The sequence below is a fragment of the Pseudomonas sp. BCA17 genome (assembly GCF_004519405.1).
Taxonomy (GTDB): domain Bacteria; phylum Pseudomonadota; class Gammaproteobacteria; order Pseudomonadales; family Pseudomonadaceae; genus Aquipseudomonas.
Genome location: NZ_SGWI01000007.1, coordinates 261,436 through 276,660, shown reverse-complemented (window position 1 = coordinate 276,660; position 15,225 = coordinate 261,436). Strand labels below are relative to the sequence as shown.

Here is a 15,225-nt window from a genome sequence, read left to right as displayed (position 1 = left end):
ACAGATGGCGACTGACGCTTAACCGAGTGGAGTCAGTTCAATCAGGCAGCAGCGGCCTGTTACAGCGATATCCAACAGGCCGGTGTTACCGTCGATTTGCAGGCAATCGTGATGGCCCAGCGTCTGGTCCAGCACCTTTACCTCATCGGCCACGCTGAACACCAACACCGTCTGCGCCGTGCTGAAAAAACGCTGCACACCATCTACCCACTGCAACCGCGCGTGGTAACGCTGGGGCGAGTAGATCAGGTTGAAATCGCGGATCGGCCCGGTAATCAGACGGCATGACACTTCGCTTTCACCCTTGAACGCGAACGGCTGCAACGGCAACAACCCGCGCTGCTCTTCACCATCGACAGTCAGCACCATGCCTGCACCTTTGATCACCGTGATCACGCGCTGGTAGCCGGCGAAGGTGGAAAAGCCACCGGACTCGCCAATATCGGCAATCGACAAGCGCCAACCAAAACCATCCAGGCCAATGCCCGAGTCGCGGGTGATTTCTTCGGTGCTGCCGCCACCGTTTTTCCACGGCATGCGCACGTAATCGGTGGCGCGCCAGACTTTCACTGCACTCATTTACTGAAACGTCCTTCAAGGCTATGACGGGAACCGGGGTGGATCAAACGCGCCGCAGTCACCGGTTGGCGGCCGGACCAGGTGCGCCTGCGGATCAACAGGCACGGCTCGCTTGGCTCGATCTGCAGCAGCTTGCATTCTTCGGCATCGGCGAGGATCGCTTCGACCACATGCTCGCCTTCGGTGAGCGGCGCGACCTGGTTCAAATAAGCGTAAGGCGTCTGCTGGGTGAAATCCTGTTGCAGGTATTCCGGTGCGACCAGGGCATTGACGAATCGGTCTTCGATTTGCACGGGGATGTCGTTTTCGAAATGCACGATCAGCGAGTGGAATACCCGTCCGCCTTCGCGCATTTCCAGGGCGACGGCGCGCTCGGAGCCGGCAGCTTCTTCGCCCAGGTGGATAACCTTGCACGTGTGTCGATGACCGCGGGAGGCGATCTCATCGGCAATGTTGTGCACTTCAAACAGCGCCGACTGGCTCTTGGGCTCGGCGACGAAGGTACCGACGCCTTGCATACGCACCAGCAAACCTTCGGCGGTGAGCTCGCGCAGGGCGCGGTTGATGGTCATGCGGCTGAACCCCAGCTCGCTGACCAACTCGCTCTCCGACGGCACGCGGTAATGAGGCGGCCAGTTGCCGTTGAGGATTTGCTGGCTGATCATCTGTTTGACGCGGGCATACAAGGGCGCCGGACTTTCGTCCATGTGGGCAGCCAGCGAAGAGTTGGCGGGCGGAGTCGGCACGGGGAATCCTTGCAGGGGAAAAGATGCATAGATTGCCGGAGTTTACCGAGCAGGCAAACGTCTGTATATGTATATACAAATAAACACACGACCGGGGTGCCTTGATCATGTCCGCTTTCTTTGCCGAACGCGCGCTGCTGCCTAATGGATGGGCCAACGATGTACGTCTTGAAGTCAGCGCCGATGGGCTACTGACAAAGGTTGAGGCCAATGCCAGTGCAGACGCTGCCGAACGGCTGAGAGGCCCGGTTTTGGCGGGCATGCCGAATCTGCATTCCCATGCGTTTCAGCGTGCGATGGCAGGCCTGGCGGAGGTGGCGGGCAATCCGAATGACAGTTTCTGGACCTGGCGTGACTTGATGTACCGCATGGTCGGCAAGATCAACCCTGACCAACTGCACATCATCGCGCGCCAGCTGTACATCGAAATGCTCAAGGCCGGCTATACCTCGGTGGCTGAGTTTCATTATGTGCACCACGACGTCAGCGGCCAGCCGTACGCCGACCGTACGGAATTGTCGCGGCAGATCAGCCAGGCGGCGGCAAGCAGCGGCATCGGCCTGACATTGCTGCCGGTGCTGTACACCCACGCAGGCTTTGGCGGCCAGGCGCCGAATGACGGCCAACGCCGCTTTATCAACAGCACCGAAAATTATCTCGACCTGCAAGCGCGACTCAAGCCGCTCCTCGCCGCGCAACCGGCGCAGGAGATTGGCCTGTGCTTTCACTCCCTGCGTGCCGTCACGCCACAGCAGATCAGTGACGTCCTGGCCGCCAGCGACAAAGCATGCCCGGTGCATATCCACATCGCCGAGCAGCAAAAAGAAGTCGATGACTGCCTGGCCTGGAGCGGAAAACGCCCTCTGCAATGGCTGTACGACAATGTCGCGGTGGATGAACGCTGGTGCCTGGTGCACGCCACCCATGCCGACCGCGAAGAAGTCGCGCGCATGGCCAGGAGCCGCGCTATTGCAGGGTTGTGCCTGACGACGGAAGCCAACCTGGGTGACGGGATCTTCCCGGCGGTGGATTTCCTGGCCCAGGGCGGACGCATGGGCATCGGCTCCGACAGCCATGTGTCATTGAGCGTGGTGGAAGAACTGCGCTGGCTGGAATATGGCCAACGGCTGCGTGATCAGCGGCGTAACCGCCTGTATCGCAGCGATCAGCCGATGGTGGGGCGCACCCTGTTCGATGCCGCGCTGGACGGTGGCGCCCAGGCACTGGGCCAGCCCATTGGTCGATTGGAAGTGGGCAAGCGTGCGGATTGGCTGGTACTCGATGGTAACGACCCCTACCTGGCGACGGCGTCCGAGGACGGCATTCTCAACCGTTGGCTGTTTGCTGGCGGTGACCGGCAGGTGCGCGATGTGCTCGTTAACGGCCAGTGGGTGGTGCGTGACGGGCGCCATGCAGGTGAGGAAGAAAGCAACCGGGCGTTCACGCAAGTACTGAGAGACCTGCTCGGTTAGAAATGCGAGAGGGGGCTTGTTCCCGATAGCAGGGTGTCAGTCAACAGATGTTTGACTGATCCACCGCTATCGGGAGCAAGCCCCCTCCATCGTTTATCGAGCGTGCGCTCAGGTTACTGCGAAGTCTTCGCCATCTGCTTGTCCGACGTACGCCAGATCAACCGAGTGGTGTCATACCCCTGCTGCCGCGCCCTGCTCAGCAAGTCTTCGCGGGTATCGGCACTCACCGTCGGCGTACGCGACAAGAGCCACATATAGCGCCGGCTCGGGCTGCCGACGATGGCAGTCTTGTAGTCATCGCTGACGTACAGCACCCAGTAATCGCCCTTGGCCACGCCCGGTAGCAGCGACGTGAACCAGTTATTGAATTCCACCCAGAGCTTGTCGGTCTTGCCCGGCACCTGCGGCGTGGCGGTGCCCTTGGCTTCTTCCCATTTCCACTCGGTCGTCAGGCAGCGGTTGAACACCGACATGTCGCCATCCGGGAGCAACGTGTAGCGGGCTTCGGACTGTGCGCAGTTGCGCTGGAAGTACATCGGCAATCGGGCCAACTCATACCAGGTGCCCTGGTAACGCTTGAGGTTGACGTTGCTCGCGGTCTTGGGTTGCAGATCATCGCCAGAATGACTGGCGCAGCCCGCCAAAAACAGGCTGGCACAAAGGTATAAAACAAAACGCATCATTCTTCTTCTCCCGCAGGCTCGCGCCCCGGTTTACTTCAGGCCTTGCCCGGAAAACATCAGAACTTTGTCACCGGCGTATTGCACGCTGATAAAGCTGTTTTTATCGCCCCACGTACAACTGGACATACCCAGTGCACCGGAACAATCGGTCGGCTTGCCCAGCAACGACTCAACCTCGGCCTTGGCCATGCCGGCCGACAGCTTCGCGTAGTTTTCTTGAGTGACCTTGCTGCAAGCGGCTAACAGCACGCAAAAAGCCAACAAGGCGAGACGGCGTAGAGACATGGAAAAGCTCCTGGAGAGACAAAGCAGCTGGGGTATCTGCCAGAAGCTTAGAAGGGAAAAGAGGTGTCTGGTTCCCAACAGGCAAAAACAAAAAAGCCCCGAAAACGCTGAAACGTTTCGGGGCTTTTTACCGTCAGGTGTTACGCCTTGTGATAAGCCGTCACACGCTCGACTTCTTCCTTCGAACCCAGGAACACCGCCACGCGCTGATGCAGGCCTTCAGGCTGGATGTCGAGGATACGCTGGTGGCCGTCGGTGGATGCACCGCCCGCCTGTTCAACCAGGAAGGACATCGGGTTGGCCTCGTACATCAGGCGCAGTTTGCCCGGCTTGGACGGCTCGCGGCTGTCACGTGGGTACATGAACAGACCACCACGGGTCAGGATGCGGTGCACATCGGCCACCATCGCAGCGACCCAGCGCATGTTGAAGTTCTTCTTCAACGGGCCTTCTTCGCCTTCCATCAACTCGTTCACGTAACGCTGCACCGGAGCTTCCCAGTGGCGCTGGTTGGACATGTTGATGGCAAATTCCTGGGTGGAAGCCGGGATGGAGATGTCTTCGTGGGTCAGCACGAAGCTGCCCATTTCGCGATCCAGGGTGAAACCCTTGACGCCGTCGCCCAGGGTCAGTACCAGCATGGTCTGCGGGCCGTAGATTGCATAGCCGGCGGCGACCTGCTCGGTGCCTGGCTGCAGGAAAGCCTTTTCGTTCAGGGCTTCGTTCTGACTCAGGTATTCATTCGGGCAGCGCAATACCGAGAAGATGGTGCCGACCGGAGCGTTGATGTCGATGTTGGACGAACCGTCCAGTGGGTCGAACACCAACAGGTAGGCGCCTTTCGGGTATTTGCCCGGGATCTGGTAGGCATTGTCCATTTCTTCGGACGCCATGCCGGCCAGGTGACCGCCCCATTCGTTGGCTTCGAGCAGGATCTCGTTGGACAGCACGTCGAGTTTCTTCTGCACTTCGCCTTGGACGTTTTCAGTGCCCATGCTGCCCAGGACACCACCCAGCGCGCCTTTGGACACGGCGTGGCTGATTTCCTTGCAAGCACGCGCCACCACTTCGATAAGGAAGCGCAGATCGGCAGGCGTGTTGTTGCTGCGGGTCTGCTCGATCAAATAGCGACTCAAGGTAACGCGGGACATGGAAGGCTCCGAAGAATGGGGGGCTTAAAAACCCGCGCAGTTTAACGCGAGTCGAGGCTTATTTCCTCTAATCAGAGGATTTAAACCCAACAGAGTTCAGGGGTTACCCTGAGGCTTGCGCAACAAACTGTAGGCCATGGCCCCCAGTGCCGCCACGCCCAACAGGAGCACAGCCCACAGACCGAACTTCTTCCAGTCGCTGCCCACCTCAGGTGAAACGGCTACGGCGGGGGTTTTGACCACAACCTCTCCCGTGACCATAGCCTGGCCCAATGCCTTGAGACGCTCGGCGCTGTAGTCGGGAATCAGTGTGGATAACGGCAAATTCGCCGCCTTCACCGAAGTATTGCCGAGCGCCAGGGTAAACGGCGGCTCGCCCCGCGCCAGGAATACCAATTGCGTGGCACGCACGGCAAAGCGCAGGGCCGGCGCTTCGACACCCAGCCCACCGCCCCGCTCGTCCACCTGCAACTTGAGCTCGGCAACGGCCACACCCGGCAACTGCAGCTCATCCTGCACCACATCCTGGCCATTGCGGGTCAGGCGATACAACAACCCATTGCTCAACGGCTGCCAGGCTTGACTGACCTCACGACGCCCCGACAAGGTCACCGGGGCCAACGTGTTGGGCTGCTTCAACTCCAGACGCAAGCGCTCGACATGCAGCCCCGTCGGCAGCTGCCAGCTGTATTCGCCGGCCTTGAGGCGCGAGCCCGACAACGGCTGCGACCACACCAACGGCATCGGCAGGCTGCTGCTGGTCGCGCTGACCAGCTTGGCCGAGGTCAACTGCGGCGCCGTCTGGCCCAGCCACACCAAACGCAGATAGCGCGCCGACTGCCCCGGCAAACTCACGTCATGCTGCTCGACCCGCTCGTCGGCAAACGACAAGCGTGCCACTTGGCCGTCACCCCAGGACTGCCAGTGCTGCAGGTCATCACTGGCTTCAATGCTGAAACGCTGGAAGCCATCCTGCTCGCGGCTCCAGTCAAGGCTCAGTTGCTGCAACGGCGCCTTGATCGCACTGGCGTCCAGCACCCAACCGCGCAGCACCTGTTTTTCAGTCTTGATGGCCGGACGAACCTCAAGCAAGGTGCCCTCGGTCGTGGATTTCATCACTACGCCGGGCAACGCCTGCTGCGCATCGGCGGCGTACAGCGGAAACCACTTCACGTCGGCAACCTCGCGGTTTTCAGTACGCTGCGCAGATTGGCGCGACAACGCATAAGCCTGTGGCTCCCCGGCGGCGTTGAATACCCGCACATCACTGAGATCCGCCTGCCGCGCGCTCAGTTGCACCGCCAGCGGCAGCTCCAGGCGATACCAGGGGCCATTGCCGCTCACGGCCAGCGGCACGTGCGTGGTGAAGTCAGCCGGCCCTTCCTGCGCGTAAACCACCGAACACAGCATCCCTGCCAACAATCCACCCAGACTCAGCTTGCCCATTAAGAAGACGCTCCCTCGGTTTGAATCACAGGTTCCGCGCGCCTGGGCGGCAGCGGTGCAAAATAGCCCACCACCAGCAACAGCCCGCCTACGCCGATAAACGATACGATCCGCGCCAGACCGCCACGGTTACTCAGTTCAACAAAGAACAGCTTGGCCACTACCACGGCAATCAGCGCCGCGCCGATCAGCCACACTTCGCGACGATGGCGCAGGTGACCGCCGATCATCAGACCGAGGGCGATCAAGGTCCAGACGATCGACAGTCCGGCCTGCACCAGCATCGACTCCAGCAGCGCATCCAGGTGAAACGGCACGCCGCCCCAATGGTGGGCAGTGCGCATCACCAAGGCCGTAAAGAACGCAAACAGCGAGCCCCCCGCGACACCCTGGGCGATCAGTTCGGCCCGCGGCCCGCGTTGCGGCGCCACACTGCGCGACCACAAGTACACCCCCAACAGCGCGAACAACAACCCCAGATCCAGCGGGTTGAGCAGCGGCACATAGGGCAGCGGCCTGGCCGAGCCGTCGCTGAAGATATTCGCCAGCCAGAACCAGCCGAGCATCAACACCGCCAATGGCAATGCCGCCAGCACGCGGTACTCACGCGGATAAGCCGCTACCGGCCATGGCCAACGGCGTGGCGCGGCCGCCAACACCAGATACAGGCTTGGCAGCACGGCCCAACCCAGCCAGCGCCAGGCGTTGTACTCGCTCGACAGCAACAACAGGCCGTAACGTAACTCCAGGGCCAGCACACCGATCAACATCCAGCAGCCAAGCACGTGAGCGATGCTCAACACCTTGCCAGGAACCACCGCAGCCAAACGACGCAGCGCAATGAAGTGCACCCCGAACACCGCCAGCCAGGCCAGCCAGCCGTAGTGGGCTGCGGGGTGGTAATAGGCATGGGCGGACACCAGCAATACCACGCCCGCCGCCGGCATCAGCAAGGTGCACAGCACACCCAACGAGGCCCAGCGCAAGCGTTCGGCCAACAGCGCCCAGATCGCCACGCTCACCGCCGCAATCGCCAGCAGGAACGAGCCTTGTATTTCATCAGGAACAAACCGCAGCACTTCGCCGATCAACGCCAGGGCCCACCAGGCTGCACCCCACACCAGCAACAGGTCGGAGAGACGTTGCAGTTTCAACACGCTAAACACCGGCGCATGGGGTTCACGCTGCAAGCGCCACGCGCCGACCAGGGCGGCAAGGCCCAAGACCATGGGGGTCCAGAAGCCGCTGTGGGCCAGAGGGCGCAAGCCGTCGCGGGTCAATGGCCCGAGCAGTTCCGGCACCGCCAGCAGGAATGAAGCGCCACCGACCAGTTGCAACAGCAAGCCAAACACGAAGCTGACGCGCTGTTGCAGGTACAGGCTCAACCAGATGATCAACAAGCCACTGGCCGCCCACACACCGCTGGCGCTTTCCCATGGCAGTACGAACAGCACCGCCAGGTTGATCAGCACCAGGCCGGCCAGCAATACCACCGACAGCCCGCGCAACAGCCGCACGTCGCTGCGCACCATGTCATCGCGCGCAGCCAGCAACATGCCGCCCACCAAGGCCAGGCCGATCAGCGAAGCCGTCAACAGGCCAGTCCAACCCGCATTGAACACCGCCGCCCCGTCACCGCCCTGCAAGCGCAACAGGAACAACGCGCCGCCCAGCAACTGCACGGCAAAGGCGGTAAACAGAAAGGTCCGCGAGCCGATGCGCAGGCCAATCAACAGCGTGACCAGACCGGCGATTGCCCAACTGATGGCCGTGCCCTGGGTCAGCAAAAACAACGGTGCGAGCAAATACAAGAAACTCAAGCCCAGGCTCGCCAATATCGGCAAGCCTTGGCGCTCCCAACCCGCCGCCTGTTCGGCCGACGCCTTGCGCAATTGGTCGAAGCTGAACAACAGAGCGGCGCCCAACAGCAATGCCCCCAGCGGTGCACCGTCAAGCAAGGTCAGCTCGCCCACCCGTAGCTCGCTGAGGAACGCCAGCGCCGCCCCCAACTGCAGCAACAGGCCGAATGCCCGCGCCAGCGGCCGCTGCTGACGCAGGCCCAGCCAGAAGATCCCTGCGCCTTCCACCGCCCAGGCTGCGGCTGTCCAGCGCGCATCCAGGCCCAAGGGAATCGCCAGGCTGGCGAAGATCACCCCCAGCGCCAGGCAGGTTTCCGTCAGCAGCAAGGCGCGGCCGCCACTGAGCCATCGGGCCAGGCCCATGTAGATGATGCCCAGGCCCAATGCGCTGAAGGCAGCGGCAAATTCCAGATGCTGCACCAGCGCGAACTGCAGGCCGAAACCCACCAGCGGCGGGCCAAACAGCATACTGCCATCAACGTAATCGCCCTTGGCCGCCGACCAGCGCAACAACGCGCCACGGCTGTCGTCTTCGGGGGCGTCGCTCATCTCCAGCAATTTGCGGCGGGCGAACAACAGGCCGATCACCAGGTACATCAGGAAAAACAGGATCAGGAACGGCTCGGTGCTCCACAGCAGTTCCGGCGTATACGAGCGCATGCCCCAGGCAAAACCGATACCGAAGGTGCCGACAAACCCGATCAGATTAAGCAAGCGCCAAGCCTTGAACCAGGCGATGGCGAGGATGCCGGCGTTGAGCAATGCGAAATAGCTGAACAGCGCCACATGGTTACCGGCGCCGGTAGACGTAAGGATCGGCGCGGCAAAACCACCCAGCGCCGCCGCGCAAGCCAAACCAAGAGCGTCCTGGGTAATCGCCAGAATCGCCGAGAACACCGTAACCGCCACGAGCAGGCCCAAGGCCGCGCCCGGATCAATCAGCGGGTGCAGGCGCATCGCGGCGAACACGGTCAGGTACAGCACCGCAATGCCGGTGCCTTGCAGCATCAAACCGTAGTTGCCATTGCGCAGTCGCAGCCACCAGCCCAGGCCCAGCAGGCCGATAGCGGCAGCGGCAACACCGGCATAACGCAACTCGATCGGCACCACCATGCCTTCGGTGGCATAACGAAGCAGGAACGCCAGGCCGAGAAACAGCAGCACCACGCCGACGCGCAATACGGTATTACCGCCGAACAGCCAGGTGCGCGCGCCGCTGATGGCGCGTTCGATCAGGTTAGGGCCGCGGGGAATGGCAGGCTCTTCAGGGCGAGGCGCTGGCGCAGGGGCCCAGACGTCGTCCGGCAGCGGCTGGCTCGCTTCGACGGCCAGGGTGATGGGGGTGATTTCGGCAGGCAGTTCCCAGACAAGCTCGGGCGCCTTGGTAGCCGGTGCAGGCTCAGGGGCAGGCGCTTCTACGATGACAGTGTTCGTCGGCACCGGGACTTCCAGTTGCCGCAGGCGCTCACCCAATGCGATCAGCGCCTTTTGCGTGGTTTCCAACTGACTCGCCTGCTGTTGCGCCTGGGCCGCAAGCTGCGACAGGCGAATCGCCTGGCCAATGCCCAAGCCCAGCAGCGCACCGATACCCGCATCACTGAACGACTCATCGAGTGTCCAGCCGAGCACCAGGCCAATCAGCATGAAAATCCATTGCATGGTCGATATCCCTAAGCAGCCCGAGGCGGGCAAACCGGGCCTAGTATATCGACGCGCGGCCAATGTGGGAGAGGGCTTGCTGCCGATAACCGTGCACCGGTCGACATATCAGTCAACGGGCAAGCCGCTATCGGGAGCAAGCCCCCTCACATTGTTAACAGCAGTATTTAATCCAGTGCTTTCCAGATCTCGGTGGCGTACTCCCTGATGGTGCGATCCGAGGAGAACCAGCCCATCCGCGCCGTATTCAGCACCGCCGAACGCCACCATTCCTTGGAGTCATGCCAATGCGCCTCGACCCGCGCCTGGGCATCCCAGTAGGAATCGAAGTCGGCACACACCAGGAAGCGGTCGTAATTGATCAGCCCGTCGATCAACCCCACATAGCGCCCCGGGTCATCCGGCGAAAACACCCCGCCACGAATCGCCTGCAGCACATCATTGAGGCGGTGCGACCCGGCAATATCGGCGCCTGCATGGAACTCACCGGCATGCTTGCGCGCCTCCACCTGCTGCGCGCTGAGGCCGAAGATGAACATGTGCTCGGCGCCGACGCGCTCGTGCATCTCCACGTTGGCGCCGTCCATGGTGCCGATGGTCAACGCGCCGTTGAGACCGAACTTCATGTTGCTGGTGCCCGAGGCTTCGAAGCCGGCGGTGGAAATCTGCTCGGACAAGTCCGCCGCCGGAATGATGCTTTCCGCCAGGCTGACGTTGTAGTTGGGCAGGAACACCACTTTGAGCAAACCACGCACGGTCGGGTCGTTGTTGACGGTACGGGCGATGTCGTTCGTCAGCTTGATGATCAGCTTGGCCTGGTGGTAACTGGCCGCCGCTTTGCCCGAGAAGATTTTTACCCGTGGCACCCAGTCAGTTTCCGGCTCGGCGCGGATCGCCTGGTACAACGCCACGGTGTGCAACAGGTTGAGCAGTTGGCGCTTGTATTCGTGGATGCGCTTGACCTGCACGTCGAACATCGCCGCCGGGTTGACCGCAATACCCAGCCGCTCGTGAATGATCTCGGCCAGTGCGCGCTTGCTGTGCAGGCGTTGCTCGGCGAAGGCTTTGCGGAAGGTTTGCTTCTCGGCAAACGGCTCCAGTTCGACCAGGCGCTCTTCGGGCTTGTCGAGGATATCGGGGCCCAGTGCTTCCACCAGCATCGCGGTGAGCTTGGGGTTGGCCTGGTACAACCAGCGGCGGAAAGTGATGCCGTTGGTTTTGTTGTTGATGCGCTCCGGGTACAGCTTGTGCAGTTCGGAAAACACCGTGCTGCGCATCAATTGGGTGTGCAGGCCGGACACGCCGTTGACGCTATGGGAGCCAAGGAATGCCAGGTTGCCCATGCGCACGCGGCGGCCGTTGTCTTCTTCGATCAGCGACACCGCACGCAGCACATCGAAGTCGTGGATGCCTTTGGCGCGCAGCGAGTCGATATGCTGGGCGTTGATCAGGTAGATGATCTGCATGTGCCGGGGCAGCATGCGCTCCATCAGGCCGACCGGCCAGGTTTCCAGGGCCTCGGGCAGCAAGGTGTGGTTGGTGTACGACAGCGTTTCCACGGTGACGTCCCACGCCGCTTCCCACGGGATGTCGTGCAGATCGACCAGTTGGCGCATCAATTCAGCCACGGCGATGGACGGGTGGGTGTCGTTGAGTTGGATGGCGGCGTGTTCGCCCAGGCTCAACACCGAGCCGTGCATGTTTTTATGCCGGCGCAGCAGGTCCTGCAACGAGGCCGCGACAAAGAAATATTCCTGGCGCAGGCGCAACTCCTGCCCCGCTTCGGTGCTGTCGGCCGGGTAAAGCACGCGCGAGATACTTTCCGCACGGGCGACCTCGGCCACGGCGCCCAGGTGGTCACCGGCGTTGAAGCGCTCCAGATGCAGGTCTTCCACCGCTCGCGCGCGCCAGAGGCGCAAGGTGTTGACGCTCGCGCCACGCCAGCCGACCACCGGCGTGTCGTAGGCAACCGCGCGCACGGTTTCGTTGGGCGTCCACACCTGGATCATCTTTCCAGAAGGGTCAGCCAGGGTTTCGACGCTGCCGCCAAAGCCGATCGGGTAAATCACTTCGGCCCGCTCGAACTCCCACGGGTTACCGAAATCCAGCCAGCGCTCGGTCTGCTCCTGCTGCCAGCCATCGACTATCGCCTGGCGGAACAAGCCGTGCTCGTAACGAATGCCATAACCATGGCCGGCAACGCCCAGGGTCGACATGCTTTCCATGAAACACGCCGCCAGACGGCCCAGGCCACCGTTACCGAGCGCCGCGTCGGGCTCGAGCAGGCGGATGCGTTCAAGGTCCACACCGAGCTCGGACAGCGCCTCACGGGCGATTTCCAGGATGCCTAGGTTGCTCAGGCTGTCGTAGAGCAAGCGGCCGATGAGAAATTCCAGTGAGAGGTAGTACACCCGCTTCTGGCCTTTGCGATAAATGCGCCGGGTGTGGTCCATCCAGTGGTCGACCATCTGGTCGCGGGCGGCCAGGGCAATGGCTTCGAACCAGTCATGGTCGAAGGCATGGTCGGGATCTTTACCCACCGCGTAGGTGAGTTTGGTCAAGACAGCCTCGCGAAATGCGGCTACCTCTGCTTCTCGTGCAAGCGGTTCCTGAGACATCGGTGCGACCTCGGGCGAGATAGAAGGAGTTGCTAGAGCCTAGTCGGTCTGACAGACGGTAGACGTGCAGGTTCGGCAGTTTTTTTACTCATTCACCTTTGTGCGAATTTGATGCAGGGGTCGTGCCCGATCAGCCTTTGAGCTGAAACCCGCAAAATATTGTTCAAAAAACCACCAATCCCGGTATGATCGCGCGCCCGGACACAGCCCCACCTTTTGGAAACCCGATGAAGCCTCAACTGATCGCCGCCGCGGAACTCGACCGTCTCGAGACCTGGCAGAAATATTCCGCCCACATGTGCGGCGGCTGCGTGTCCAGCTGCTGCACGCTGCCGGTCGAAGTGAAGATCAAGGACCTGATCCGTATTGGCATCGTCGATGAGTTCGAGCGCGGCGACCCGCCGAAGAACATCGCCAAGCGCTTGCAGAAGGAAGGCATCGTCGAGCGCTTCAATTCCAAGTCCGAGATTTTTACCCTGCAGCGCATGAGCAACAACGATTGCCTGTACCTGGATCGTAAGACGCGCTTCTGCACTATTTATGACAAGCGCCCGGATACCTGCCGCAACCACCCGAAGATCGGGCCGCGGCCGGGGTATTGCGCGTATAAGCCCAAGGAAGTCGTCCGCGAAACCAAGTTCAAGACCCTCGACAAGTTCTGATCCAAGCCTTGCATTGTTTGAACGACTGTTTTTGCGAGCAAGCCCGCTCCTGGCCGTATTCATCCTGAAGAACGCGGTCGAATGCAGGAGCGGGCCTGGCTCGCGATAAGGCCGGTACATTCACCCCATATTGCAGGCATAAAAAACGCCCCCGGCCTTTCGACCGGGGGCGTTTTTCATTCAGCCTGAGCTAACTCAGTTCTTGGCTTTCTTGGCAGCGCGGGTACGCTCGCCTTCGTCCAGGATCTTCTTACGCAGGCGAATCGACTTAGGCGTGACTTCGCACAGCTCGTCGTCCTGGATGAATTCCAGAGCCTGTTCCAGGGTGAAGCGAACAGGTGGAACCAGAGCGATGGTTTCGTCTTTACCCGAAGCACGCATGTTGTCGAGCTTCTTGCCTTTGGTTGGGTTGACGCCCATGTCGTTGTCACGGCTGTTCAGACCAACGATCTGGCCGTTGTAGATCTCTTGACCGTGTTCAACGAACAGCTTGCCACGCGCCTGGAGGGTTTCCAGGGAGTAGGTCAGCGCCTTACCGGTTTCTACCGATACCAGAACACCGTTCTGACGGCCGGACATGTCGCCGGACTTCATTGTGTCGTAGCGATCGAAGATCGAGGTCAGGATGCCAGCACCGTTGGTCAGGGTCAGGAACTGGTTACGGAAACCGATCAGACCACGAGCAGGGATGTTGTATTCCAGACGCACACGGCCTTTGCCATCCGGCACCATGTTGGTCAGGTCGCCCTTACGCAGGCCCATCTCTTCCATGACCTTGCCCTGGGATTCTTCAGGGGTGTCGATGGTGACGTTTTCGAACGGTTCCTGCTTCACGCCGTCAACCTGACGGATGATCACTTCCGGACGACCAACACCCATTTCGAAGCCTTCGCGACGCATGGTTTCGATCAGTACCGAGAGGTGCAGCTCACCACGGCCGGAAACCTTGAACTTGTCAGCCGAGTCGCCTTCTTCAACGCGCAGTGCAACGTTGTACAGCAGCTCTTTGTCCAGACGCTCCTTGATGTTACGGGAGGTCACGAACTTGCCTTCTTTACCGCAGAAAGGCGAGTCGTTCACCTGGAAGGTCATGGAAACGGTTGGCTCGTCAACGGTCAGAGGCTTCATCGCTTCTACCGCGTCCGGGTGGCACAGGGTGTCGGAGATGAACAGCGAGTCCATACCGCTGATGCACACGATGTCGCCGGCCGCTGCTTCTTCAACGTCTACACGGTGCAGACCGTGGTGACCCATCAGCTTCAGGATACGACCGTTGCGCTTCTTGCCGTCAGCACCGATAGCCACGACTGGAGTGTTCGGCTTGACGCGACCACGAGCGATACGGCCAACACCGATAACACCCAGGAAGCTGTTGTAGTCCAGTGCGGAGATCTGCATCTGGAACGGACCGTCACGGTCAACCGCCGGCGCTGGTACGTTGTCGACGATCGACTGGTACAGCGGGGTCATGTCTTCAGCCATGTCGGTGTGGTCCAGACCGGCAATACCGTTCAGGGCCGAGGCGTAGACGACTTTGAAGTCCAGCTGTTCTTCGGTGGCACCCAGGTTGTCGAACAGGTCGAAGATCTGGTCCAGAACCCAGTCCGGACGTGCGCCTGGACGGTCAACCTTGTTGATGCACACGATCGGACGCAGGCCGGCTTCGAAAGCCTTCTTGGTCACGAAACGGGTTTGCGGCATAGGGCCGTCTTGAGCGTCAACCAGCAGCAGAACGGAGTCAACCATCGACATTACGCGTTCTACTTCGCCGCCGAAGTCGGCGTGGCCCGGGGTATCCACGATGTTGATGTGGTAGCCGTTCCAGTTGATGGCGGTGTTTTTTGCCAGGATGGTAATACCGCGCTCTTTTTCCTGGTCGTTGGAGTCCATCACGCGCTCGTCGTTGAGCTCGTTGCGCTCCAGGGTGCCGGATTGACGCAGGAGTTTGTCTACCAGGGTGGTTTTACCATGGTCAACGTGAGCAATGATGGCGATGTTACGTAGATTTTCGATCACTTGTGTATCTCGATCAGAGGATTCGGTGTGCTGACAGGTCGTGGCAGCG

Annotated in this window: 11 protein-coding genes; 2 read left to right on the top strand and 9 right to left on the bottom strand. The window is 60.9% G+C overall.

Annotation, left to right across the window (positions count from 1 at the left end):
- Window positions 1–18: 18 nt before the first annotated feature.
- Both EXW71_RS23970 and hutC read right to left on the bottom strand, forming a co-directional pair.
- Window positions 19–579: a HutD family protein gene (locus EXW71_RS23970; RefSeq protein ID WP_123716259.1), complete on the bottom strand. Its 561-nt coding sequence runs from the start codon at window positions 577–579 to the stop codon at window positions 19–21.
- Entirely contained in the window at window positions 576–1,286 is a 711-nt protein-coding gene (hutC, locus tag EXW71_RS23965; RefSeq protein ID WP_177421604.1) for a histidine utilization repressor, read from the bottom strand. The genes EXW71_RS23970 and hutC overlap by 4 nt, the downstream gene beginning before the upstream one ends.
- A gap of 146 nt (window positions 1,287–1,432) precedes the next feature.
- On the opposite strand from hutC, the gene EXW71_RS23960 reads away from it, so the two are divergent.
- A complete protein-coding gene (locus EXW71_RS23960) occupies window positions 1,433–2,797 on the top strand; it encodes a formimidoylglutamate deiminase (RefSeq protein WP_134660421.1) in 1,365 nt (454 codons plus the stop codon).
- A gap of 113 nt (window positions 2,798–2,910) precedes the next feature.
- Here EXW71_RS23960 and EXW71_RS23955 read toward each other — a convergent pair whose 3' ends face one another.
- The 6 genes from EXW71_RS23955 to EXW71_RS23930 form a co-directional block, all read right to left on the bottom strand.
- On the bottom strand, window positions 2,911–3,480 hold the full coding sequence (locus EXW71_RS23955; protein ID WP_134660420.1) for a lipocalin family protein: 570 nt from the start codon (window positions 3,478–3,480) through the stop codon (window positions 2,911–2,913).
- A 30-nt stretch (window positions 3,481–3,510) separates the two neighbouring features.
- On the bottom strand, window positions 3,511–3,765 hold the full coding sequence (locus tag EXW71_RS23950; protein WP_060754591.1) for a hypothetical protein: 255 nt from the start codon (window positions 3,763–3,765) through the stop codon (window positions 3,511–3,513).
- Window positions 3,766–3,905: 140 nt separating this feature from the next.
- Entirely contained in the window at window positions 3,906–4,916 is a 1,011-nt protein-coding gene (locus EXW71_RS23945) for a class 1 fructose-bisphosphatase (RefSeq protein ID WP_065899834.1), read from the bottom strand.
- A gap of 96 nt (window positions 4,917–5,012) precedes the next feature.
- The gene (locus tag EXW71_RS23940; protein WP_134660419.1) at window positions 5,013–6,362 is read right to left on the bottom strand and encodes a DUF3999 domain-containing protein; all 1,350 of its coding nucleotides are present in this window, start codon (window positions 6,360–6,362) and stop codon (window positions 5,013–5,015) included.
- Window positions 6,362–9,880: a DUF2339 domain-containing protein gene (locus tag EXW71_RS23935; protein WP_134660418.1), complete on the bottom strand. Its 3,519-nt coding sequence runs from the start codon at window positions 9,878–9,880 to the stop codon at window positions 6,362–6,364. The genes EXW71_RS23940 and EXW71_RS23935 overlap by 1 nt, the downstream gene beginning before the upstream one ends.
- Before the next feature lie 167 nt (window positions 9,881–10,047).
- Window positions 10,048–12,498 carry a glycogen/starch/alpha-glucan phosphorylase gene (locus EXW71_RS23930; protein WP_134660417.1) on the bottom strand — a complete coding sequence of 817 codons (2,451 nt, stop codon included), beginning with the start codon at window positions 12,496–12,498 and terminating at the stop codon, window positions 10,048–10,050.
- Between the two features lie 227 nt (window positions 12,499–12,725).
- Here EXW71_RS23930 and EXW71_RS23925 point away from each other — a divergent pair, with 227 nt between their 5' ends.
- Window positions 12,726–13,160 (top strand): YkgJ family cysteine cluster protein, encoded by a 435-nt coding sequence (locus EXW71_RS23925; protein ID WP_017529542.1) that lies wholly within the window; start codon window positions 12,726–12,728, stop codon window positions 13,158–13,160.
- Between the two features lie 195 nt (window positions 13,161–13,355).
- On the opposite strand, the gene typA is transcribed toward EXW71_RS23925, so the two are convergent.
- Window positions 13,356–15,176, bottom strand: coding sequence for a translational GTPase TypA (typA, locus tag EXW71_RS23920; RefSeq protein WP_034108771.1), 1,821 nt, complete (start codon window positions 15,174–15,176; stop codon window positions 13,356–13,358).
- Window positions 15,177–15,225: the final 49 nt, after the last annotated feature.